Here is a 22,766-nt window from a genome sequence, read left to right on the forward strand (position 1 = left end):
AGCACACCGCCGCAATTTAACTTAACGAAAGCCCCGAACCACGACGGTCCGGGGCTTTCCGCATATCTGTATTCCCGACGGCCCCTCACCCCGTTCCCCAGTGGCGGATACAATGAGCACAAACGCACAGGTCTGAACTAGGGGGATACATGACCGGTCGTATCAGGGCATGCCGATTCGGCGTGATCATGCTGAAATTGTTTTGGTGGACCTCGTTGCTGGCCACCATCGGATTCATCGTCTCCGCAGTGCTATGGCTGCCACACGACTGGCCCGTATGGCTGGGCGTGCTGCTCGCCGTGATCGGCATCGAATTTGCGATTTTTTGGATAGGCATCGTCATCGTATACCTCACTTCGGTACAGCTTGGCCTGAAAATCCGTGTCATCGGCATTCTTTGCGGATGGATTCCGATCGCGAACCTGGTTGCATTGCGGCTCATCATTCGCACCGTAGACAATGAGGTACGGTTCGAGTCGGCCAAGGAAGTGCTAAACCGGTCACGGGCACCCAGACGTATCTGTGCCACGAGATACCCGATACTGCTGGTGCATGGCGTGTTCTTCCGCGACACCGCAGTACTTGATTACTGGGGGCGGATCCCTGGCGAGTTGCAACGCAATGGTGCGACGGTGTATTACGGCGAACATCAGTCTGCCGCATCGGTACCGGACGCTGCACGTGAGCTGACCGAACGGATCCGGCGCATTGTGGAGACGACCGGCTGCGGCAAGGTGAACATCATCGCCCATTCCAAAGGCGGACTGGACATGCGGTATGCGATCGCGCGATGCGGTGCCGCGCCGATGGTCGCCTCGCTTACCACCATCAATACGCCGCATCGCGGATGCGGATTCGCGGATTATCTGCTGACGAAGATTCCTACCTCGGTGCAGAACCGTGTGGCCGCGACATACAATGCGGCCGCCGCGCGGCTGGGTGATGCACATCCCGATTTCATGGCCGCAGTCCATGATCTGACCCAGTCCGGTTGCGCGAGGCTCAATGCCAGGATCGGCGACTGGCGCGAAATGGACAAGACGACAGCCCCGGGCGTGACGCCGATCGAGCCGGACCCGGCCGACCCGTTCTCAGGCATCGTGTGCCAGAGCTTCGGTTCGAAGCTCAGGCGGGCCACCACGGGCAAGTTCCCGCTGAACTTCACCTATCCGCTGGTCAAATGGTTCGACGGCCCGAATGACGGCTTGGTGTCCCGGCCCTCGTTCCCCTGGGGCGAACGATTCATCTGGCTGGAGCCCAACGGCACGCGCGGCATCTCGCATGCGGATATGATCGATCTCAACCGTGAGAACATTCCCGGATTCGATGTACGCGAGTTTTATGTGCAGATCGTCGCCGAATTGAAACGACGCGGACTGTAAGGCGACTTCCGCTGTTCGCGGCCGTGAACGTCACGGTCAAAGGCCGGTTCTCGGCTACGAAAAATCCCGTACCGCATACGGCGGTACGGGATCATCATGTATGTATCGGTACGAACCGGATCAGGCTTCGGCCGGAGCGGCTTCCTCGGCCTTTTCGCCTTCGGCTTCGTCGGTGCTCTTCGCCAGGCCCAGATCAACCGGCGACGAGCTGTTCTCCCACGGTTCCTCCCACGGATCGTAATCCGGGTTCTGCTGCTTGTAGATGTACAGACCCACCAGACCGGCGAGCAGAGCACCGAACAGCAGCGCAAAGAACTTCCAACCGTTAGAAGACTTGTTCTCCATGACGGCTCCTTTCCCAATCGTGCGGCCGGCTTGCCCATCCAAGCCAACTCTGTCCCCATCTTAGAACGCCGAATGTGTCGATTGGGTGGATTTATGCGCATCTGTCATCCGGCATGTCGTGCGGTCCCCGCCTGTCCGATACAGTGAGCCTATGTCATACCACGGTTTCAGTCTGTTCCCGAGTTCCCCTTCCCTGCGCGACCTGTTCAACAAACGCGCGATCCGGTATCACTGGCGTGACAACGGGCCGGTGTTCACCACCGCGATCCTGCTGGTCTGCGTCGCGGTCTGGCTGGTCGAGCTGCTGCTATCGATCGTCTGGCCGGACGGGCTGAATGCATTGCTGAATTTCGGCGCGTTCCAGCCGATGCTCGCCGTGCGTCATCCGTGGACGTTCCTGACTTCGATGTTCCTGCATCAGCCGACGTCGATTCTGCACATCATGTTCAACATGCTGACGTTGTGGTCGGTGGCCCCGCTGCTCGAACGCATGATGGGCCATTGGCCGTTCCTCGTGCTGTATGTGCTGTCCGGCATCGGAGGCGGGCTCGGCATGATGCTGTGGGGCGTGATCCGTCCGGCTGGCTGGATGGGCGCCGCGTACGGCGCGTCCGGTGCCTTGTTCGGTCTGTTCGCGGCGATGCTGATCGTGTACCGGCGTATCGGGGCCGACATCAGTTCGATGATGGTGTGGATGGTGATCAATTTCGCGATGCCCGTGGTCGTGCGGAATATCGCATGGCAGGCGCATGTGGGCGGATTCCTGATCGGAGCCCTGTTCACCTGGCTGCTGGTGTCGCCCAAGTTGCGGTGGACGCGCGGCAAAAGCCTGCAATACCGGACGACTGTGTACGGCGTGGGCGTGTTCGTGCTGATCGTGGCATTGATCGCTTTGTGCAATCTGTCCAATCCGTTGAGCGTCGCCGGACTGCTGTATTGACCCGGCGATGGTGATGGCGTTCGTGGTGTCGATCGCACCGCTGACGCGTCTTGCTGTGGCCCTGATTTCCCCGATGCGGCGGAAGTCAGGGCCACAAGTATATGTGGATGAATTACATGGGTGTAGTTTTCCACATGATGTGGAAAACCGTGTGGATAACTTGGGTATAACTGCGGAGAATCGGTGGATAAGTGGGGGATAAATAGGGTTTCGATGTGGTTGTGGATAGCGAAAACCTTGGAATTGCAACGATTGCGCATTGTGGACAAGATGTGTGCAAAGTTATCCACAATGGGCTTGTGTACGGCATACGATTCTTGTTTTCCACATGATGTGGATAACTATGTGGAAAACCAGTGGATAAGTGAACAATTCGAGTGGATAACGTAGTCGGATGCGGTGGATAACCTGTGGATAACTGGTGGATAACACAGAAAAATCGTTGCAATAACGCCATTTTGCGATGTGGATAAGCCGGGTGGTGCCTACTGGCATATTGCTGTGGATAACCCGGTTTCGTATGTTTTGGCTGTTCTTCACTTGACTTTCCGTTGTGGAAAGTGTTATGCTTTCCACAACGGAAACAATCATGGTGATGCGCAACCCGTGAACGCTTCCGGACCGGTCAATCAATCACACGATCGTCCACTCGCCGTAAGCGGTGCCGATCGTTCCCGACAGACGCAGTCCGTCAGCTCACCGTATTCGCCGTCGTACATCATCGGCATTCAGCACAAGGAAGTCATCATGAACCGCAGTACCCGACCCAATCCGACTGCCGCTGCTCCTCAAGCAGCATCGCCGTCCCGGCTCTCCGCCGCGGATGCTCTCTCCTTCCTCACCGCCGACCGCGAAACCGTCGCTCGGAAATTCGCCACGCCACTGTGGTTCAACATCGTCATCGCGATCGCCACGTCCATCGTCATCCTGTTCATGTGGGCGACGCGCAACAACGCCTTCGACGTGCTGGGCGCCAACGACGCCTACTTCATCATCGCCTATATCGCATTGCTGGTCGCCATGTGCGGCGCGATCGGAGTGCTGTCGCATGCCGTGATCAAAAGCGGCTTTCGAGCATCTGCTCTCCCGCCGACGCGCAAAGGATGGGCGTACGTCATCGCGGCGTTCGCCACCTACATCGTCGCCTCGTCCGTCGTCATGATCGTGCCGATGCCCGGGTGGGCCGGCGTACTGATCGCGGTCGTGTCCGGAGCGGTGACGTTGCTGTTCGCACAGTTGACCAACCGCGAAACCCACGACTACATCATGGCCGGCGGATCGATGACCGAATTCCAACTCGACAGCGGTGGCCGACGACGGTATGGCGCGAACGGCGAACTGTGGACGATGGCGCGATTCCGCGCACTGCCCGACGCCGAACGCCGTGAAGCCTCGCGTCTGGTCGTCGCCCCGTGGTGGTTGTACCCATGCCAGTCCGTTTGCGCCATGGCGGTCATCGCGTGCATCGCGAATTTTGCCCAGATGGTGGTGCGCCAGGAATGGACGCTCTCGATCGACGTGCTGTTCCTGCTGGTCTGCATCATCGGCATGACGGTGAGCATGGTCCGTTGGATCCGTAACAGCAACCTTGATCTGCGCATGAAACCGACGACCCGCGTCTGCTGGGCGCTGTACATCGGCATGTGCGCGACGTGCATTATCCCCGTTTATCTTGCCGGGTACACACTCGGCCGCATGGCGCGGCATCCTGAAGTGCCGATGGCGGAACTGGCGGTTGGCGGTGCGGTGTTCGTGGTGCTGTTCTCGGTGCTCGGATGGGTGTACGACCGCAAGCAGCGAGACGCGATCGCGGCGGGAGCGTGATCGGCATGGCCGGTATGATAAGAATTTCGTGCGCCGGGCGTCTGCCTGGGGCAGTGTGCAAAACTTGGCCGGCAAGGTCGGACCAGAACTTGTTGCGCACAGCCTGGTCCGGCAGCCGGCCCCGACGCAACCAAAACCGCGGAAAGGAGGTGCATCGTGAGTGAGCCGCAATTCAATGAGGTGATCCATGCACCGATGCGCCTGCGCATCTGCGGCATGCTGCACAGCGCCGGCGAGATCGAGTTCGCCGCGATCCGCGACATGCTCGGCGTGAGCGACGCCGTGTGCTCCAAGCACCTGAAGGTGCTGGCGGAAAACGGCTACGTCACCCTCGACAAGCGCCCGGGGAACCGCAACGGGCACGACATCACCTGGGTGTCGCTCACCGACGAAGGCACCGAAGCCTTTGCCTCCCACATCGCAGCGCTCCAGCTCATCGCCGGCATGGCGTGACGTATTTGGCGGTCGGAACTCGGACCCGAATCGTCCTTCAACATGCAAAACCCGCGAGGGTGTTGGAGCTTTTCGCAAACCATGAGGCGGTTTTCCTGTCTCGTAGGGGTCTTTCTCCAAACCTTGAGGCGGTCACGCCGTCTTTTCCCCTCTTTCAGGGGTGAGAATGATGGCGTCGGCGGGGTGTCGGCCAGCGTGGCCGCCTCAGGGTTTGGAGAAAGACCGGTGTAAGACCCGGAATTTGCCTCAAGGTTTGGAGAAAGCCGCCGCGTGAGGCAATCCCGGGCGGCGGATACGCTGGAACGCATGCTGATATCCTCCGAAACCGCCCGGTTCGTGGCCGAACACCGCACGGAAGACGTGCGCGACCTGGCACTCAAGGCCAAGCGCGTAGGCGGCCTTGACCTGCCGCTCGCGCTCGATCAGATCGCCGGTTGGCAGACGGCGCGGACCAAATTGCCGCAGTGGGCGGCATGCGAGGGAATCGTGTACCCGCCGCACATTTCGATGGAGCAGTGCTCGTCCGAGTTCGCCGCACGATACAAGGCCGAAGTCGCGCGGCGGATCGTGGGGGAGCGCAGCGCCGCGAACGGAAGCACGATCGACCTGACCGGCGGCTTCGGCGTGGACTTCTCGTATATCGCCCGCGGATTCGCACGGGCGATATACGTGGAACGGCAGAAGCATCTGTGCGAACTGGCCGAACACAACATGCGGGCGCTGGGACTGGACCATGTGACGGTCATCAATGGCGATGCGGAGACCGTGCTGGACGGTGAAACGGCCACGCTGATCTTCGTCGACCCGGCCCGACGCGACGAGCACGGCGGCCGCACGGTCGCCATCGAAGACTGCACGCCCGACGTGCTCGCCCTGCGCGACCGGCTGCTTGCCGCCGCGCCGCATGTGATGATCAAACTGTCCCCGATGCTCGACTGGCGCAAGGCCGTGGGCGATTTCCGCGGCGCGGTCAGTGAGGTACACATCGTCTCCACCGGCAACGAGTGCAAGGAACTGCTGCTCGTGCTTGATCGGGCGCGGGTGACGGATGATGAGGGGCGGATGGCATCGGTACCCCCTCAGTCCGGCAAAGCCGGACAGCTCCCCCTGGCAGGGGGAGCAGACGTGCCGGAGGCTACAGGCGCCAGAGCCGGACAGCTTGCCCTGGCAGCAGGGGGTGCAGAAGGAGTGGCCATGTCGGAGTCTCTGGCCGACGGACAGCTTGCCCTGATAGAGGGCGCAGAAGTGCCGGGGGCGGCGGGCGCCAAGCACCACGGCGGGAAAGTGCGCGTGTATTGCGTCAACGACGGCGACAGGCTGGACTATGAATACGATCCGGCGGATACGGCCGCGACCAACCGCTCTCTTGGCCTTGCGCCGCTGCCGGAGAAGATCACCTACCTGTACGAGCCTAACGCGTCGATCATGAAGGCCGGCTGCTTCGCGCTCGTCGAAGACCGTTACGGGCTCACCCAGATCGGTCCGAACAGTCACCTTTTCGTTTCCGGCGACGACCGGCCGATCGCCGGTTTCCCCGGGAGGACGTTCGCCGTCGACACCGTCACCGCAATGGGCAAGAAAGAACTCAAGCGGGCGCTCGCCGACGTGGCCAAAGCCAACGTCGCCGTGCGCAACTTTCCGCTCACCGTCGCCCAATTACGTAAAAAGCTCCGGCTGAACGACGGCGGCGACATCTACCTGTTCGCCACCACGCTCGCCGGAGCCAAGCATGTGATTCTGCGGTGTCACAAAGCGTGACGGGACAAAACCGTCACCGCCACCACATGGTCATGATGAAACCGACCATGATGATCGCGAACGCGATGCCCAGATTCCACGCGCCGATGCCCGGAATCGGATAGTTGGTGGTCAGGTAGTACACCACGGCCCAGATCAGGCCGATGATCATCAGCGTGCAGAACAGCGGCACGAACCAGCGCGGGTTCGACTTGGTGCCCTTGATCGTCTCCTCGACGCGCTTCGTGTTCTCGGCTTGGCGGGCCATCATGCGCGCCATCTGCGGGGTGAGCGAATCCTTGTCGGCAGTGGCGTTGAGCACGGCCTCCACCTGGTCCATCGGCACGCCGTAATCCTCGTCCTCGGCCGCGGCGATGTCCTCGGCCGCAGCGTCCGTGGTCGTGTTCTCGGTGTCTTCGGTGTTCTCGGCAGTCTTGGCCGTGTCGGCCGCGGTGCCTTCGTCGGCGGTCTCGGCCTGCCAATCCTTCTGCTCGTCGGTATCTGCCATCAGCGTAGTCTCCTTTATTTAGGCTAAAAGTCATAATAGTGGCTAGACTCGAACTCAGTGACAAGCGGCTCGTGAGTACGGAGGAAGCATGGCGAAACATACCGGCAGACACGTCGCCAAACGTGCGTCGTGGCTGAGCGGCACGGCCGTGTTCCTCGTCGTCGCGCTGAGCGGTTTCCTGCTGTCGACCAACGTGCGGATCAACCGTACGGTCGTCGTGTCGTCCGATACCGCCGATCTGGTCGAGCAGCGCGTCAAGCAGGTTGACCAGCTCAATGACGACGTCGCCCGGCTCAGCTCGCAGATCGATACGCTCAACAAGACGCTGACGAACTCGTCGGACACGACGACCGGGGGAGAGAACGCGGGCTCGGGCACGATGCTGTCGGCGGTGCACGGCCCCGGCGTGACGGTGACGCTCAACGATTCGCCGTTGTGGGAGAACATGGTCGACAACTCCGGTTCCACGGCGAACATCAACGATTACGTGATCCATCAGGAGGACATCGAATCCGTGATGAACGCCCTGTGGGCCGGAGGCGCGGAGTCGATGATGATCCAGGACCAGCGCGTGCTGTTCAACTCGGCCGTGATCTGCCAGGGCAACGTGCTGCTGCTGCAGGGCCGCAAGTATTCGCCGCCGTACACGATTTCGGCGATCGGCCCGGCCGACGGCATGCTTGAGGCGCTGGAGGACTCCAGCGCGATGAAGATCTTCAAGGAATATGTCAGCGCGTTCGGCATCGGCTACAAGGTCGAAACGAAGGATGACCTGCAATTCCCGGAAACCGCGGCGCTGCTTCAGTCGCTGCAATACTCGAGCGTCGATGAGACGGCGCAGGAAGCGGATGCACAGTGAGACATGCGAACAACGGCAACCAGCCCAATGCGATCGAAATGGACTCGTTCGCCCAGATCGGCGATTTCGCCGAGCCGGCGGGGGAACGGACCGCAACGATTCCGCCGGTAGGCGGCGCCGGATATCCCGCTGCCTACCCCGGACCGGCCGGAGACGATCCCTACTCGTCCGTTGGCACGCGTCGCCGTCGCAACGCTCGCAACGGCAAACAACGCAGCTGGCTGTGGCAGGCTCTCGGCATCCTTGCCGAACTGCTGCTCACCGCGGCCGCGATCTGCGCCCTGTACATCGTGTGGCAGATGTGGTGGACCGGCGTGCAGGCGCAGCACACGCAGCAGGAGACGCTGCAGTCGGCGCAATGGTCGTCACCGGCCAACGGCGATACGACGAAGGTCGCGCAGGCGCAGCAGGGCGATCCTCCTACGCAGCCCGAGTCGGCGAACGAAGGCGATCTGATCGCCACCATCTACATTCCGCGGTTCGGCCAGAACTGGGAACGCAACATCGTGCAGGGCACCACGCTCGAGCAGCTCAACAAGCATGGTCTCGGCCATTACACCGAAACGCAGTGGCCCGGACAGGTCGGCAACTTCGCGATCGCCGGCCACCGCAACGGCTACGGACAGCCGCTCGGCGACGTCGACAAGCTGCAGGAGGGCGACGCGATCATCGTTCGTACGCAGGACTACTGGTACGTCTACCAGTACACCAGCAAGGAGATCGTGCTGCCGACCGAGGTGCGCGTGATCGGCGCGGACCCGCAGAATCCCGGCGGGACGCCGACCAAGCGCATGATCACGATGACGACGTGCGAACCGAAGTACTCCGACCCGATCTACCGTTGGATCAGCTACGGCGAACTCAAGTACTGGGCGAAGGTGTCGGACGGCGTGCCGCAGGAACTCGCGACGAACGGCGGCAATGGCGGCATCGCGTTCACGAACAACGCGACGTCCGTGACGGATGTCGCCGCGCAGCTGGATTCGCTCGAACCGGTGATGCTGTTCGCGGTGCTCGCATACGTGGTCATCTTCCTCGCCGCGCTGGCCGCATGGCGGTTCCCGGTGCTGCGTGCGATCCGTTCCGGCGCCCGTCGTCGTCCTGATGCGAGCATCTACGGATGGCTGGCGCGCCATCAGCCCGGCGTGCTGCCGGTGCGTGTGGTGCTGCTGCTGATACTGGCGCTGTTGGCGACCTGTGCGCTGTTCCAATGGGGATTCCCATGGGCCGCATCGAATATCCCGTACTTGAGGCAGATGTCGAACTTCACTGTCTGAGCCGTTAGGCGCAGAGCCCGGTGGGCTCTGCGTAGGCTCAGCCTGAGTGAGACGATAGTCGAGCGAAGGTCGGTCTGGGTCTCGCCGTAGGTGAGTCCTTTGTTGCACGGCCGGAGGAGAGCCGGCGGGCGAGTCCGTAATTGCAGCGTCGGCAGTAAAAATGGGCACGGGCAGGCCGCCTCCGGAGCCCTCGACTACACTGAGCCACAGTATTGCACTGTGGCTCTTTTTGCGTAAGGAGACAAGATGACCGATTCGGCACGCGTTCTGGTGGTCGACAACTACGATTCGTTCGTGTACACGATCGTCGGATATCTGAAGACGCTCGGCGCCACGGTGGACGTGGTGCGCAACGACGCGATCGACCCGTCCAAGCCCGGCGTGCTGGACGGCTACGACGGCGTGCTGATCTCCCCCGGACCGGGCGCTCCGGCCGAGTCCGGCTCCAGCGAGGACGTGATTCGTCTGTGCGCCGCCGAGAAGAAGCCGATGTTCGGCGTCTGCCTCGGCCTGCAGGCGCTGGCCGAGGTGTTCGGATGCACGGTCGACCACGCGCCCACGATCATGCACGGCAAGACCAGCCAGGTCGAACATATCGACGACGAGATCTTCGCCGGCGTGGCCAATCCGATGACCGCGACGCGCTATCATTCGCTGGCCGTGGAGCCCGATTCCGTTCCCGACGAACTGGTCGTGACCGCGTGGACGCAGGGCGACCACATCATCCAAGGCATCAAGCACCGCGACCTGCCGATGTACGCCGTGCAGTTCCATCCCGAATCCGTGATGACGCAGGACGGCTATCGTCTGCTTGCCAACTGGCTCGTCGTGTGCGGTCAGGACAACGCCGTCGCCAAGTCGGCCGGACTCCAGCCGAAGGTGAGCAAGTAGCCTCTGCGGCCATCGACGGCTGCCTGAGACGGCTGTCGACCGATACGACGGCTGTCCCACTTACGACCGAGGGGGCGGCTTCCATATCCCATGGAAGCCGCCCCCTCGTGTCATATGCAGCGGTCCGGAACCGGTGTCCGCCGGCGTGACCCGTTAGTTGCCGTCACCGCCGGTGTTCCCGCCATCGTTCCCGCCGTCGTCTCCGGAATTGTCACCGGAACCGCCGTTGCTGCCGGAGTTCGTCGCGGACTTGGTGGTCAGCGTCACCGTGGAACCCTCGTCGACCGTCTGGCCGAGGCCCGGGTTGACCGCGGTCACGATCGCGGTGCCGTCGGTCGGATTGCCGGATGCGATCTCGACCTTCAGACCCAGCGCTTCAAGCTGGGCGGTGACCGCGCTCACCGTGGCGCTGTTCGTGCCGAGCGCGATGGTGGTCGGCAACGTGACCTGCTTCACCGGCTGCTTGCCCTTCGAAACGACGATGGAGATCGTCATGGTCGAATCCACGTATTCGCCGGCCGCCGGGTTCGTGCTGATCACGGAGCCTTCGGGCACGTTGTCGTCGTACTCCTCGGACGTGCTCATCGAACCGCCGAGACCCATGCCGGTCAGCGTCTGCTGGGCGGCGCCGAGCGGCTGGCCGGTCACGTCGGGCATGGCCGTCTTTCCGGTGGACACGTACAGCGTGATCGTGCTGCCCTTGGCCTGCGACGATCCGGCCTCGGGATCGGTCTTGACGACCTTGTCCTTCTCGATCGTGCTGTCGACGGTCTGCACGGTGTCGGCCACCTTGAAATCGGCCGAAGTCAGCGTGCTGATCGCCTTGGACTGCGTCATGTCGCTCACGTCCGGCACGGTCGTCGACTGCGGGCCGGACGAGAACCACACCTCGACGGTCGTGCCCTTGTCGACCTTCGTGCCGCCGTCCGGATCCTGCTTGGTCACCGTGCCTTCGGGCTTGTCGGACGTCGCATCGTCGGTGATCTTCGGGGTGAGTCCCAGCTTCTTCAGCTCGGCACGCACCTTGTCCTTGGTCACGCCCGACATCGACGTGAAGTCCGGCACCTCGACCTGCTCCTCGACCATGCTCGCGCCGCCGTGCAAGGCTACGTAAATGCCGAGAATGGCGATGATCGCCACGATCGCGCCGATGATGGATCCGATGATGATCTTCTTCTTGCGGTTCGCCTGCGCGGCCTCGGCGCGCTGTTCGGCGCGCGACTTGACCGTGGTGCCGCCGGCCGGCTGCATGGCCGGGATCGCCTCGAACTGGCCGGTCACCGGGTTGAACGCCTGCGTCGTGGCCGTTTCCGCCGCACCCGGCATGGCGGCCGTGGGCATGGCCATCGTCGGGCTCATCGCCGCGGTCGCCGTCGGGTCGTTCTGTTCGGCCTGCTTGCGGGCCTTCATGTTCGACAGGTCGGTCAGCGGGTTGAACGCGGTCGCCACCGGCACGCCGCCGTTCATGAACGTCAGGATGTCGGTCTTGAACTCGGCGGCCGTCGCGTACCGGTTCTGCCGGTCCTTGGCCATCGCCTTCGCGCAGATCGAATCCCACATCTTCGGCAGGCCCGGCACCAGCGCGCTCGGCGGCGTCGCCACTTCGGACACATGCTGGTACGCGATCGCCACGGCCGAGTCGCCGGTGAACGGGGGACGGCCGGTGAGCATCTCGTACAGCACGCAGCCGGCCGAGTACAGGTCGGAGCGCATGTCGACGGTTTCGCCGCGCGCCTGCTCGGGGGAGAGGTACTGCGCGGTGCCGACCACGCCCTGCGACTGGGTCATCGTCGCCGCGGAATCGTCGAGCGCACGCGCGATGCCGAAGTCCATGACCTTGACGATGCCCTGCTCGGAGATCATGATGTTGCCGGGCTTGATGTCGCGGTGGATGATGCCCATGCGATGCGAGTACTCGAGCGCGTTGAGCACGCCGAGCATCACCTGTTCGGCGTCGCGCTGCGACAGCGCGCCGTTCGCCTTGATGATGTCGCGCAGGGTCTGGCCCTTCACGTACTCCATCACCAGATACGGCAGGTGCTCGGTGCCGCCGTCCTCTGCGGTTACCGTCTCCTCGCCCGAATCGTAGATGTTGACGATGTTCGGATTGTTCATTTGGGCGACCGCGTGCGCCTCACGGCGGAACCGGGACAGGAAGATCTGATCGTTGGCCAGGTCAGCACGCATGATCTTGACGGCAACCGTGCGTCCGAGGCGCGTATCCAATGCCACGCGCACCTCGGCCATACCGCCGCGTCCGATCAGCTGGCCGAGCTGATAACGGCCATCGGCGAGCGAATTGGGCATCGTGCTGCTCATTGCTGTTCCTTCCTTGATTCCCGCATATCGGATGCGGCCTTATCCAAGCTGGTGGGTATGCCGGTCGGCGCGTCGACCGGGCTTGTCATCGGCGTTGCCGGGCTGATTGGCGCGGACTGCGCGTCCGCCACGATCGGAGCCGCCGGGATCGGCGCGTCTCCCGCCGGAATGATCGTCTTCGGATCCATCGCCCGCAGCAGCGTGTTCACCGCGTGCGGCTTGCTGGACACGCGGCGCAGCAGGCGTCCGGACGAAACCATCGTGTCGTCGCTGGCCGCGGTCTCCTGATCGAGCAGCCGGCGTTCGATGCGCGCCAGCGTGCGCGAGACGACGAGCGCGTCCTTCGGCCTGTCGCGCGGATCCTTCTCCAGCATCGACATGACGAACTGACGTAACTGCCAGTCGATCGTCTCGGGTAGCGGCGGTACGGGGTCGTTGACGTGCGCGGCCGCGATGTCCACCGGCGTCGCGCCCGTGAACGGACGGTGCCTGCACAGGCCCTCGTACGCGACCACGCCGAGCGAATAGATGTCGGACTGCGGCGTGGCCTGCTGGCCCTGCGCCTGTTCGGGCGAAATGTACTGGGCGGTGCCCACGACCATGCCGTCCTGCGTGATCTGTTCCTGGTTCGTCGAATAGGAGACGCCGAAGTCGGTGATCTTGACCTCGCCGTTGTCGGCGACCATGATGTTCGCGGGCTTGACGTCGCGGTGGATCACGCCGTGGCTGTGCGCGACGAACAGTCCCCGCGCGGTCTGGATCAGGATCGGCAGCAGTTCGGTCGGCGGCATCGCGCCGCGCTCGTGATACAGGTCGGCGAGCGACTTCGACGGCACGTATTCCATGATGAGGAAGCCGATGCCGTCGTGCTCGTAGTATTCGAACAGCGCGGCGATGTTCGGGTGCGCAAGATTGGCGGAATTATGCGCTTCCGCGCGCAGCCGCTGGAGTTTCGACTCGATGTTGGACTGGTCGGAGCGCAGCGCCTTGATGGCGACCGGACGGTTGAGCTGGATGTCGTAGGCCTTCCAGACCTCGCCCATGCCGCCCTGCGCGAGTCGGCGGTCGAGACGGTACCGGCGGTGAATCAGCTGTCCTTCGATCAGTTTCATTGCTTCTTCAACGCCTCCTCCATCAACGATTTCATGATCGGGCCCGCGGCCAGCGAACCGAACACGTCGGTATTATGCACGACCACCGAGATCGCGATCTGCGGGTTGTCGGCCGGGGCGAAGCCGAGGATCCAGCCGTCGATGCTCTGGTTGTCGGTGCCGATCTGCGCGGTGCCGGTCTTCGCGGCCACCTTCACTCCGTCGATCTGCAACGACGGGTATTCCTTGGTGATCACCGATTCCATCGCCGTGGTGAGCTTGTTCGCCGTATCGGCGCTGAACGCCTGGCTCATCACCTGCGCCTTCGTCTCCGAGATGACCGACAGATCGCTTGAGCGCACGCGGTCGACCAGCGTCGGCTTCATGAGCACGCCGTCGTTCGCGATCGCGGAGGCGATCATCGCGCTTTGCAGCGGGGTGATCTGGTTGTCGCCCTGGCCGATCGAGGCCAGCGCAAGTCGGTCGTCGGTCGGGTCGGACGGGAATTTCGCCGCGACCGAAGTCATCGGGCTGCCGGTCGAAGTCGTGCCGTCCACGGTGATCGACTTGTCGTAGCCGAGCTTTTCAGCCATCGCCGTCACCTTGTCGGTGCCGAGCGCGACGCCCAGCTGGGCGAACGCGGTGTTCGACGAGTACGCCATCGCGTCCTCAAGCGAGATCTTGCCGTTCGCGCCGTCGCCGGCCGAACTCGAATTGGTCAGGCCGGTGTTCGTGCCGGGCAGCGTATAGCTGGAACCGGCGGGAATCTGCGAATCGAGTTCGTAGTCGCCGGTTTCGAGCGCGGCGGCCGCGACCACGGTCTTGAACGTGGACCCCGGCGGGTACAGCTGACGGATCGCGCGGTTGAGCATCGGGTTCGACTCGTCTGACACGAGCTGCTGGAACGCCTTGTTCGCGTCGGCCGTGGTATGCGTGGCCAGCGTGTTCGGGTCATAGCTCGGCGTGCTCACCATCGCGAGGATGCGGCCGGTCTTCGGTTCGGTCACGACGACCGAACCGTCCTTGCCGTCGAGCAGCTGGTACGCGAGCTCCTGCAGCTTGGGATTGATGGACGTCTCGATCGAGGCGCCGGTGTTCTGCGTGCCGGCGAGCACGGCCTTGACCCGCTCCCACAGCAGGGCGTCGGCCTGGCCGCTGAGCAGCGCGTTGCGCGAGTTCTCGATGCCGTTGGAGGTCGGTCCGATGCCGTGCGTGATCGAGAAATAGCCGGTGACGGGTGCGTACAGTGCGCCGTTCGTGTACTGGCGCTGGTATTTGAACGAGTCGTTCGTCGCGGTCGACTGGGCGATCACCGTGCCGTCGGAGGCGAGGATCGCGCCGCGCGGCGTGCCGTACGTGCGGTACAGCGAACGGGCGTTGCGCGAGTCCGCGTTGAGTTGGTCGGGCACGATCGCGGTGAAGATGGAACTGGAGATGCCGAGGATCACGAACAATACCAGTACGGCCGTGAACAGCTGGCGCAGGGATTTGTTCATCGGTTACCACGCTCCTTGAGTTCGTGGTCGCGCAAGGCGGCCAGCGCCTCATACTGGAACGTTTCGGACAGGTCGGTCGGCGGCTCGGGCTTGTTCGCCGCGTTCGAGATGACGACGAGCAGCGCCGCGAGCACGTAGTTCGCGATGATCGACGAACCGCCGGCGGCCATGTACGGCATGGTCATACCGGTCAGCGGGATCACCAGCGTGATGCCGCCGACGACCGTGAACACCTGGAACGCCATCGTAAAGACGAGGCCGGAGGCGAGCAGCTTGCCGAAACCGTCCTTGATCTTCATGGCGGTGATGAAGCCGGAGGCGATGATGATCAGATACAGCACGAGCACCGCGAGCAGGCCGGCCAGACCGAGCTCCTCGCCCACGGACGCGTAGATGTAGTCGGAGTTGCCGAACGGCGTCAGATCGGGATGGCCCTGGCCGAGACCGGTGCCCGCAAGGCCGCCCGACGCGAGTCCGAACAGGCCCGTGACGATCTGGTACGAACCGCCGAACTCCTGGTTGTACAGCTCGTTGTCGAACGGGTGGAGCCACGCGTCCACGCGGGCGCCCACATGGGTGAAGATCCGGGCCGCCACGACCGCGCCGGCCGCGAACGCGACCAGACCGATCACGATCCAGCTCTTGCGTCCGGTCGACACGTACAGCATCGCCACGAACATCGCGAAGAACATAAGCGACGTGCCGAGATCGTGCTGCATGACGAGCACGCCCATCGACACGCCCCAGATGATGATGATCGGGCCCATGTCCTTGATGCGCGGCAGCTGCAGTCCCAGGAACTTCTTGCCGCCGACGGCCAGCTGGTCGCGGTGGTCGAACAGGTAGGAGGCGAAGAAGAACGCGAGGAACAGTTTCGCGAATTCGGCCGGCTGCACGGTGCTGGAAGTGAACGGGATCCTGATCCACACGCTAGCGCCGTTGATGTTCGCACCGAGTCCCGGAATCATGGGGGACAGCAGCAGGACCAGGCCGACGACCATGCTCACGTAGGAGAACCGGCGCAGGATGCGGTAATCCTGCAACGCCACGATCAGCACGTCGCAGATCACGAGCGCGGCCGCGATCCACAGCAGCTGGCGGAAGCCGATCGCGGTGTCCTTCGCATGGTCGATACGCGCGATCATCGTCGTGCCAAGCGCGCTCAGCAGCAGCACGCACGGCATGATCGACTGGCTGGCGTACGGCTGGAACCGGATCACCAGACCCCACGACACGAGGTACAGGACGCCGACGAGGCCGAGCGCGACCGCGTAGTTCGTCGGGAAGCCGCCCGTGGTGCGTTCGAACATCTGCAGGAACGCGATGAATCCGATCGCCATGGCGAGCAGCAACAGCGATATCTGCCGCAATCGGGTCGCGATCATTGCGCGTCACCTCCGTTCGACGTGCTCGTGCTGGCATCGGATTTGTTGGAATCGTTGGAACTGCTGGACTTGTCGGAATTGCTTGAGCCGGAGACCCCCGAGGAGTCTGACTTGCCGTCGCCGTTGTCGATCGCGTTGTCGGCGGCGCCGAAGCTCGGCGTATCGGACGTTTGGTTCTTCTGGGCCTCCTTGTCGCGCTCCTTCTCGATGAAGGTCGCATGCTCCTTGGCTTCGTCGAGCGAGTCGACGGTGATGCCCTGTTCGAGCTGCGACTGCCATGATTCGGGCAGCGACGACACTTCGATGTCGGTTTTCTCGACCTCATGCGACAGCGAGACGCCGAACAGGTTCGTGTTCACGCCCTGATAGATCGTGATCACGCCGTCGCCGTTCGCCAGATAGTACTTGCTCTGGCTCCACGCGTACGCGCCCCAGCCGCAACCTACCAGCGCGGCCAACGCGACGATGGTGCTCAGAATCACGATGAAACGGTTGCGATGATGCCGCGAACGGGTCGCCTTGCGCTGCGCTGCCTGCTCGCGATGAATGGCCTTGGCGACCTCGGGATCGCTTGGATCCGTGGTGATGCGTCCGTCCGACTTCTGCACGACCGGAATCTCGCCGGTGTCGGGCACCTCGCGGTCGCCGATCTCCTCGCGTACGGTCGACGGCTGGGCCACACGGGACGACTGTCCTGCCGGTTTGACGGTCTTGTCGTCGTCGCCGTGGCCTTGGATCAGCTTTGCCGCGCGGGTCGCCGGCGAACTGAGGTCGGCGCGCAACGCCGGGGCGGTCGCCACCGGCGCGTTCACGATATCGGCGATCGTTTCCAGGCTGGAACTTGCCGCGCCGCCGACCAGCAGGGTCTGATGCGGCAGTTCGAAGGCATCGGTGTCGAGCGCGAGCGTCGCGTCGGCGATCACCGCGGTCACGTTGTCGGTGCTGCCGGCCTTGAGCGCCATGCCCACCAGACGTTGCGCGCACTCCTCCTGGTTCGTGCAGTCGGCCATGACCTGTTCGATCGTGGAATCCTCGAGCACGCCGCACAGGCCGTCCGAGCACAGCAGCCAGCGGTCGGCGGGATGCGCCTTGCGGATCGCGATGTCCGGCCTCGGATCGATGTCGAAATCGCCGAGCACGCGCATCACGACGTTGCGCTGCGGATGGTTCTTCGCCTCCGCCGGCGTGATGCGGCCCATGTCGATCAGATGCTGGACATAGCTGTGGTCATGCGTCATGCGCGTGAGTTTGCCGTCACGCAGCAGGTACGCGCGCGAGTCGCCGATGTGCGCGAGCACCCAATAGCCGGCGACCAGCACGACCGCGACGACGGTGGTGCCCATGCCGGCCAGTTTCCGCTCGTGCTTCGCCTTGCCCACGATCGCGTCATGCGCGGCGATCACCGAGGATTCCAGCACATGCGCGACCGCCTGGATATCGCCGTCGATGTCGTCGTGCTCGATGTGCGCCAGCGACCGGATCGCGATCGTCGACGCCGTATCGCCTCCGGCGTGGCCTCCCATGCCGTCGCAGATGGCGGCGAGATGCTCGCCGGCGAACGACGAATCCTGATTGTTGGCGCGGACCGTACCCACGTCCGACACGGTCGTGGAATACAGGAACAAGGTTTGCGAAGCGGCGGAATTCGGCATAGGGCGATCACCTCAATTCGAAGGTGGTCGCGCCGATGCGCACCGGCACGCGCGCGGAAAGAATCGTGGGGGAGTTGATGCGCTGGCCGTTGACGACCGTGCCGTTCGTGCTGCCCAGGTCCTCGATGGCCCAGGAGCCGGTGACGGGATCCTTGTATACACGGGCATGATGCGACGAGGCGAACTCGTCCTCAAGCACGAGGGTGTTCGACGCGGCGCGGCCGATCGTGATCGAGCTGCCGCTCAGCGGCACCGAGGCGCCCGCGAGCGGTCCGTCGATGATGACGAGCAGGGTCAGGTCGCTCGCCGCGTTCGGGCGCTCGGCCACCGGCGTCTTCACCGGTATGGCGGACGAGGTGGCCACGGGCGCCGGGGATTCGGCGGCCTTGCGCGCGCGGCGCTCCTTGCGGCGGTGCGTGCGCGACGTGTGCGGGCTGAACGTTTCCATGTCCTTGTGCAGGGAACGCATGGCAAGCCATACGAACACCCACAGCAGGGCCAGCAACCCGTATTTGAGGATCGCGAAGGTCAATTCGGTCATGACGGCTCCTTCGCGGGCTTACTCCTGATCCTGCGCGGAAGCCCAGTAGAGGATGCGTGTGCGGCCGATGGTGATCGTGTTGCCGTCGAGCAGCGTGGCGATCGGCACCTGGTGGCCTTCGATGTACATGTGGTTTGTGGAGCCGAGATCACGGGCAATGACGCCGTTCGGCGTGATGTCGATCTCCATGTGACGGCGGGAGATGCCCGGATCGTCGATGATGATGTCGCAGCCGGAGCCGCGGCCGATCACCGTCTTCTCTTTGGTGAGCAGGTACTGGTTGCCGTTGACCTCGAGCATCGGCTCGGACTGCGACTGCTCGTTCGTGGTGACCGGCACCGCGTTGCCCTGCACCGATTCGGAGCTCAGGTTGAAATTGCCCTTGGTCAGGTCCAGGTCCTCTTCGAAGATCACCACGACCGGGCCGACGAAGGCGTAATGCTGGCTCTTGGCGTACTGGGTCAGATTGTCCGCCAGCTCATTGGCGAGGGTCTCGGAACCCCACTGCTCGATGCGGTCGAAATCGGGGGTGCTCAGCTTGAAGCGGTACTCGTTCGGAGCCACCGTGCGGTCGCGTCCCACCGGCATCGCCTCATTGTCGATTTCGCGTTCGAGGGCGCTGGAGAGGTCGACGGGCTGCAGGTCCTTGGACCCGAATTTGGCGAACACGCCATTGACCGCGCCTTCTACACTTTTCTCAAAACGGTCGAGAACGCTCATGGTGATCCCTTTCTACATATCCTCACCCATCCTACGCGGCAGTGGGGAATTAGGCCAAAATCGGACCCCGAACACGTCCATTTGAGTGCAAAATTTCCACGTTCGTGGGGCTTTGGCGTCATCCCGTTACACTGGGGAGCCATGACGGACATGACATCATCCGGGACGTGCCGCACGACGTACGACGAGGCGATGGCGCGGGCGCTTGCGCTCGCCGCCGAGGCCGCCGGAGAGGGCGAGGTGCCGGTCGGCGCGGTGGTGCTGGACGCGTCCGGTGCGGTGATCGGCGAAGGCCGCAACACCCGCGAAACGCACGGCGACCCGCTCGCCCACGCCGAGGTCGCGGCGATGCGCGAGGCCGCCCTCCGGCTCGGCGGCTGGAATCTCGCCGACTGCACGTTGGCGGTCACGCTCGAACCGTGCCCGATGTGCGCCGGCGCCTGCGTGCAGACCCATATCGGCCGGATCGTGTTCGGCGCGTGGGATGCGAAGCTCGGCGCCTGCGGTTCGATCTGGGACATTCCACGCGACCCGCACATCGGCCACACGCCCGAGGTGATCGGCGGGGTGCGCGAGACGGAATGCGCGCGCGTGCTCGGCGAGTTCTTCGCCGCGCGACGTTGATCGACGCTAATTTCTTTCCAGCAACGGCGGACACTCCGCGCCGAGGCAAGGAAAAGCCGCTGCCGTACCATCGGTACCAGCACACGGTTTTCCATTGCATACGGAATTACATACGGGATTACATACGGAAAGGGAAAGCAATGCCGCTCATCCAACAGTTCCAAGGCATCGCCGCGGACGGCACCGACCTGACCGCCGTCTATGCGGAGCAGTCCGAGGCGAACGTCGCCTTCGCGCTGATCTTCCCCGGCGACGGCATGCCGCGATTCGTCCATTGGGGACGCCCGCTCGCCGACCCCGGTACCGTCATCGGCCTGTACGACGCGTTGCGGCCGCAGCGCGTCACCGGCGGTCTTGACGACACCGTCTGGCCATCCGTCCTGCCCACCCAGGCCGAATCCTGGATCGGCGCGCCGCGTTTCGAAGTGCGCCGCGACGGCGTCGAACTGCACTGCGGATTCCAGGTCGAGGCCGTCACCGCCGCCGCGGTCAGCCGGCAGACCGCGCCCGCCGCGACGGTCCCGGCCGAGCGGACCGGTCAGTCCGGCCATGTCACCGTCGGCGACCAGCTGGCGAACGAACCCGGCCCGGTCCCGACCGTCGTCGTCGAGGCGAAGGATCCCGAACAGGGCGTCGGCATCGTCTGGACATGCGAGCTCGACGAATCCGGACTGATCCGCCAACGTCTCGAAGTAGCCAACCTCGGCGGCGGTGAACTCGAAATCGGCCGCATCGAACTCGGCTTCCCGCTGCCCGCCGACGCGAGCGAGATCCTCACCACCACCGGCCATCACCTGCGCGAACGCCATCCGCAGCGCCAGCCACTCACCGTCGGCCGTTTCGAAAAACTCTCCATGACCGGCCGCCCCGACTTCGACGCCAGCCTGCTGCTGTCCGCGGGCACCCCCGGATTCGGTTTCGAACGCGGCGACGTGTACTCCGTCCACGTCGGCTGGAGCGGCAACAGCGTCCTGTCCGCCGAGCGACTGCCCTACACGACCGGACTGCTCGGCGGCGGCGAGATCCTGCTCGGCGGCGAGGTCACGCTGCCGTCCGCCGGTGCCGTCGCGGCATCCGGTGACTCGTCCGATGACGTGACGTACACGACCCCGTGGGTCTACGGATCGTACGGACACGGCCTCAACGAGGTCGCCGCACGCTTCCACGACTACCTGCGCCGCGTCCATCGCGAATTCCGCGACGCGATCGGCGTGCCCGACAAGCCACGACCGGTCATCCTCAACACCTGGGAGGCCGTGTACTTCAACCAGAACTACGACACGCTGACCGCGCTCGCCGACAAGGCCGCGGCGATCGGCGTCGAACGGTTCGTCGTCGACGACGGTTGGTTCGGCTCGCGCCGAGACGACACCAGCGGCCTCGGCGACTGGCAGATCGCGCAGGACATCTGGCCGGACGGGCCGAAGAGCCTGCGCGCGCTTGCCGACTACGTGCATGGCAAAGGCATGGAGTTCGGCCTGTGGTTCGAACCCGAAATGGCCAACGTCGAATCCGAGCTGATGCGCGACCACCCCGACTGGGTGCTGCGTCCGACTTCGAACCGACTGCCGATGCAGGGACGCTCGCAGCAGGTCGTCGATCTGACGAACCCGGACGCCTACGACTACGTGTACGGATGCATGGACCGTCTCGTCGGCGAACTCGGTATCGACTACATCAAGTGGGACCACAACAAGCTCGTCACCGAAGCGGTCAGCCCGCGCGCCGGCCGTCCGGCCGTGCACGCGCAGACCCTCGCCGTGTACCGCATCTTCCGCGATCTGAAGACCGCGCACCCCGGACTCGAAATCGAAAGCTGTTCGTCGGGCGGCGGACGCGTCGACCTCGGCATCCTCGAAGTGGCCGACCGCATCTGGGTGTCCGACTGCGTCGACCCGCTGGAACGAGTGGAGATCCAGAGGTACACGTCGCTGCTCGTACCGCCGTTCATGATGGGCGAGCACGTCGGCGCCAGCCCCGCGCACTCCACGAAGCGCGCCACCAGCCAGGAACTGCGTATGGCGATGGCGTTCTTCGGGCACATGGGCGTCGAATGGAACCTGCTCAAGGAACCGGACGAGGACGTGGCCAAGCTCGGCGAATGGATCGCCGAATTCAAGAAGCATCGCGAATGGTTCGCCGTGGACACCTGCGTGCACACGGATGCGGCCGATCCGGCGGTGCGCGTGGACGGCATGGTCAAACCGGACAAGTCCGCCGCGTTCTACCGGTTCACGCAGGTCACGACCTCGGACACGTATCCTGCCGCGCCGATCCGCGTGCCCGGACTCGACCCGGAAGGCACGTATCGCATCCAGCCGCTGTGGCTCGACCTTGATCTGGACGGTCTTGGCATCGGCAACGGACAGTCTCCGCTCGGATGGTGGACCGAGGACGGCGTGCTCATGAGCGGCGCCGCGCTCGCCGCCTACGGACTGCGGCCGCCGTCGCTGCATCCGGCACAGTCCGTGTTGTTCACCGCCATTCGGCAGTGAACGGTCCGTCCTGCGTCGGATGCCTTCGCGGGCGCCTGTGGCGCGCCCGCTCGCTTCGCCTACGGGAAGCACTCTGTGCTTCCCGCTTGACGGCTCAGCCGGCGCAGTCCGTGCTGTTCATTGCAGTGAGGCAGACGTACAAGCTCTGCCGCTTTGCCCGGTTCGAAGCGAATGCGGGCGGGTTTTCTGTCTCGAAATCGCACAAATGGCCGCATCGCCAATGTGTG

The 22,766-nt window shown here is 63.8% G+C and carries 19 protein-coding genes; 10 read left to right on the top strand and 9 right to left on the bottom strand.

The features are described 5' to 3' along the window. Positions 1-149 precede the first annotated feature (149 nt). Entirely contained in the window at positions 150-1,382 is a 1,233-nt protein-coding gene (locus GFD25_RS10885; RefSeq protein ID WP_163232764.1) for an esterase/lipase family protein, read from the top strand. Between the two features lie 120 nt (positions 1,383-1,502). Here the strand turns inward: GFD25_RS10885 and GFD25_RS10890 are convergent, their stop codons facing one another. Next, positions 1,503-1,727 carry a hypothetical protein gene (locus GFD25_RS10890; RefSeq protein ID WP_163232766.1) on the bottom strand — a complete coding sequence of 75 codons (225 nt, stop codon included), beginning with the start codon at positions 1,725-1,727 and terminating at the stop codon, positions 1,503-1,505. 151 nt (positions 1,728-1,878) lie between these two features. Here GFD25_RS10890 and GFD25_RS10895 point away from each other — a divergent pair, with 151 nt between their 5' ends. From GFD25_RS10895 to GFD25_RS10910, 4 genes are all read left to right on the top strand, one after another. Further along, complete coding sequence (locus GFD25_RS10895) at positions 1,879-2,667, top strand: rhomboid family intramembrane serine protease (protein WP_163232767.1); 789 nt, start codon at positions 1,879-1,881, stop codon at positions 2,665-2,667. A 747-nt stretch (positions 2,668-3,414) separates the two neighbouring features. Next, positions 3,415-4,491, top strand: coding sequence for a hypothetical protein (locus tag GFD25_RS10900; RefSeq protein WP_163232769.1), 1,077 nt, complete (start codon positions 3,415-3,417; stop codon positions 4,489-4,491). Positions 4,492-4,647: 156 nt separating this feature from the next. Then, complete coding sequence (locus tag GFD25_RS12440) at positions 4,648-4,944, top strand: transcriptional regulator (protein WP_338024659.1); 297 nt, start codon at positions 4,648-4,650, stop codon at positions 4,942-4,944. A gap of 306 nt (positions 4,945-5,250) precedes the next feature. Next, entirely contained in the window at positions 5,251-6,702 is a 1,452-nt protein-coding gene (locus GFD25_RS10910; protein WP_204314890.1) for a THUMP-like domain-containing protein, read from the top strand. A 13-nt stretch (positions 6,703-6,715) separates the two neighbouring features. Here the strand turns inward: GFD25_RS10910 and crgA are convergent, their stop codons facing one another. Further along, entirely contained in the window at positions 6,716-7,189 is a 474-nt protein-coding gene (crgA, locus tag GFD25_RS10915) for a cell division protein CrgA (protein WP_163232771.1), read from the bottom strand. 88 nt (positions 7,190-7,277) lie between these two features. On the opposite strand from crgA, the gene GFD25_RS10920 reads away from it, so the two are divergent. The 3 genes from GFD25_RS10920 to GFD25_RS10930 all read left to right on the top strand — a co-directional run bounded on the left by GFD25_RS10920 (position 7,278) and on the right by GFD25_RS10930 (position 10,216). After that, the gene (locus GFD25_RS10920; protein ID WP_163232773.1) at positions 7,278-8,048 is read left to right on the top strand and encodes a DUF881 domain-containing protein; all 771 of its coding nucleotides are present in this window, start codon (positions 7,278-7,280) and stop codon (positions 8,046-8,048) included. Next, positions 8,045-9,325 (top strand): class E sortase, encoded by a 1,281-nt coding sequence (locus GFD25_RS10925; RefSeq protein WP_338024660.1) that lies wholly within the window; start codon positions 8,045-8,047, stop codon positions 9,323-9,325. The genes GFD25_RS10920 and GFD25_RS10925 overlap by 4 nt, the downstream gene beginning before the upstream one ends. A gap of 246 nt (positions 9,326-9,571) precedes the next feature. Then, entirely contained in the window at positions 9,572-10,216 is a 645-nt protein-coding gene (locus GFD25_RS10930) for an anthranilate synthase component II (protein WP_163232775.1), read from the top strand. 153 nt (positions 10,217-10,369) lie between these two features. Here the strand turns inward: GFD25_RS10930 and pknB are convergent, their stop codons facing one another. From pknB to GFD25_RS10965, 7 genes are read right to left on the bottom strand one after another with little or no spacing between them, the layout of a single operon-like run. After that, positions 10,370-12,535 carry a Stk1 family PASTA domain-containing Ser/Thr kinase gene (gene pknB / locus GFD25_RS10935; RefSeq protein WP_163232777.1) on the bottom strand — a complete coding sequence of 722 codons (2,166 nt, stop codon included), beginning with the start codon at positions 12,533-12,535 and terminating at the stop codon, positions 10,370-10,372. Beyond that, positions 12,532-13,647, bottom strand: a complete 1,116-nt coding sequence (locus GFD25_RS10940) for a serine/threonine-protein kinase (RefSeq protein WP_239512551.1) — start codon at positions 13,645-13,647, stop codon at positions 12,532-12,534. The genes pknB and GFD25_RS10940 overlap by 4 nt, the downstream gene beginning before the upstream one ends. Further along, on the bottom strand, positions 13,644-15,122 hold the full coding sequence (locus tag GFD25_RS10945) for a peptidoglycan D,D-transpeptidase FtsI family protein (RefSeq protein ID WP_163232779.1): 1,479 nt from the start codon (positions 15,120-15,122) through the stop codon (positions 13,644-13,646). Before GFD25_RS10945 ends, GFD25_RS10940 begins: the two co-directional genes overlap by 4 nt. Continuing rightward, positions 15,119-16,507, bottom strand: coding sequence for an FtsW/RodA/SpoVE family cell cycle protein (locus GFD25_RS10950; protein WP_163232781.1), 1,389 nt, complete (start codon positions 16,505-16,507; stop codon positions 15,119-15,121). Before GFD25_RS10950 ends, GFD25_RS10945 begins: the two co-directional genes overlap by 4 nt. Next, a complete protein-coding gene (locus tag GFD25_RS10955) occupies positions 16,504-18,159 on the bottom strand; it encodes a PP2C family protein-serine/threonine phosphatase (RefSeq protein ID WP_163232783.1) in 1,656 nt (551 codons plus the stop codon). The genes GFD25_RS10950 and GFD25_RS10955 overlap by 4 nt, the downstream gene beginning before the upstream one ends. 7 nt (positions 18,160-18,166) lie before the next feature. Continuing rightward, positions 18,167-18,700 carry an FHA domain-containing protein FhaB/FipA gene (locus tag GFD25_RS10960; protein WP_163232785.1) on the bottom strand — a complete coding sequence of 178 codons (534 nt, stop codon included), beginning with the start codon at positions 18,698-18,700 and terminating at the stop codon, positions 18,167-18,169. An 18-nt stretch (positions 18,701-18,718) separates the two neighbouring features. Continuing rightward, positions 18,719-19,420 carry an FhaA domain-containing protein gene (locus GFD25_RS10965; RefSeq protein WP_163232787.1) on the bottom strand — a complete coding sequence of 234 codons (702 nt, stop codon included), beginning with the start codon at positions 19,418-19,420 and terminating at the stop codon, positions 18,719-18,721. A 150-nt stretch (positions 19,421-19,570) separates the two neighbouring features. Here GFD25_RS10965 and GFD25_RS10970 point away from each other — a divergent pair, with 150 nt between their 5' ends. Together GFD25_RS10970 and GFD25_RS10975 are read left to right on the top strand one after the other, a co-directional pair. After that, positions 19,571-20,044: a nucleoside deaminase gene (locus GFD25_RS10970; protein WP_163232806.1), complete on the top strand. Its 474-nt coding sequence runs from the start codon at positions 19,571-19,573 to the stop codon at positions 20,042-20,044. A gap of 140 nt (positions 20,045-20,184) precedes the next feature. Beyond that, positions 20,185-22,539 (top strand): alpha-galactosidase, encoded by a 2,355-nt coding sequence (locus GFD25_RS10975; RefSeq protein ID WP_163232789.1) that lies wholly within the window; start codon positions 20,185-20,187, stop codon positions 22,537-22,539. The last annotated feature ends 227 nt before the right edge of the window (positions 22,540-22,766 follow it).

Source organism: Bifidobacterium aerophilum, assembly GCF_010667685.1.
GTDB lineage: Bacteria > Actinomycetota > Actinomycetes > Actinomycetales > Bifidobacteriaceae > Bifidobacterium > Bifidobacterium aerophilum.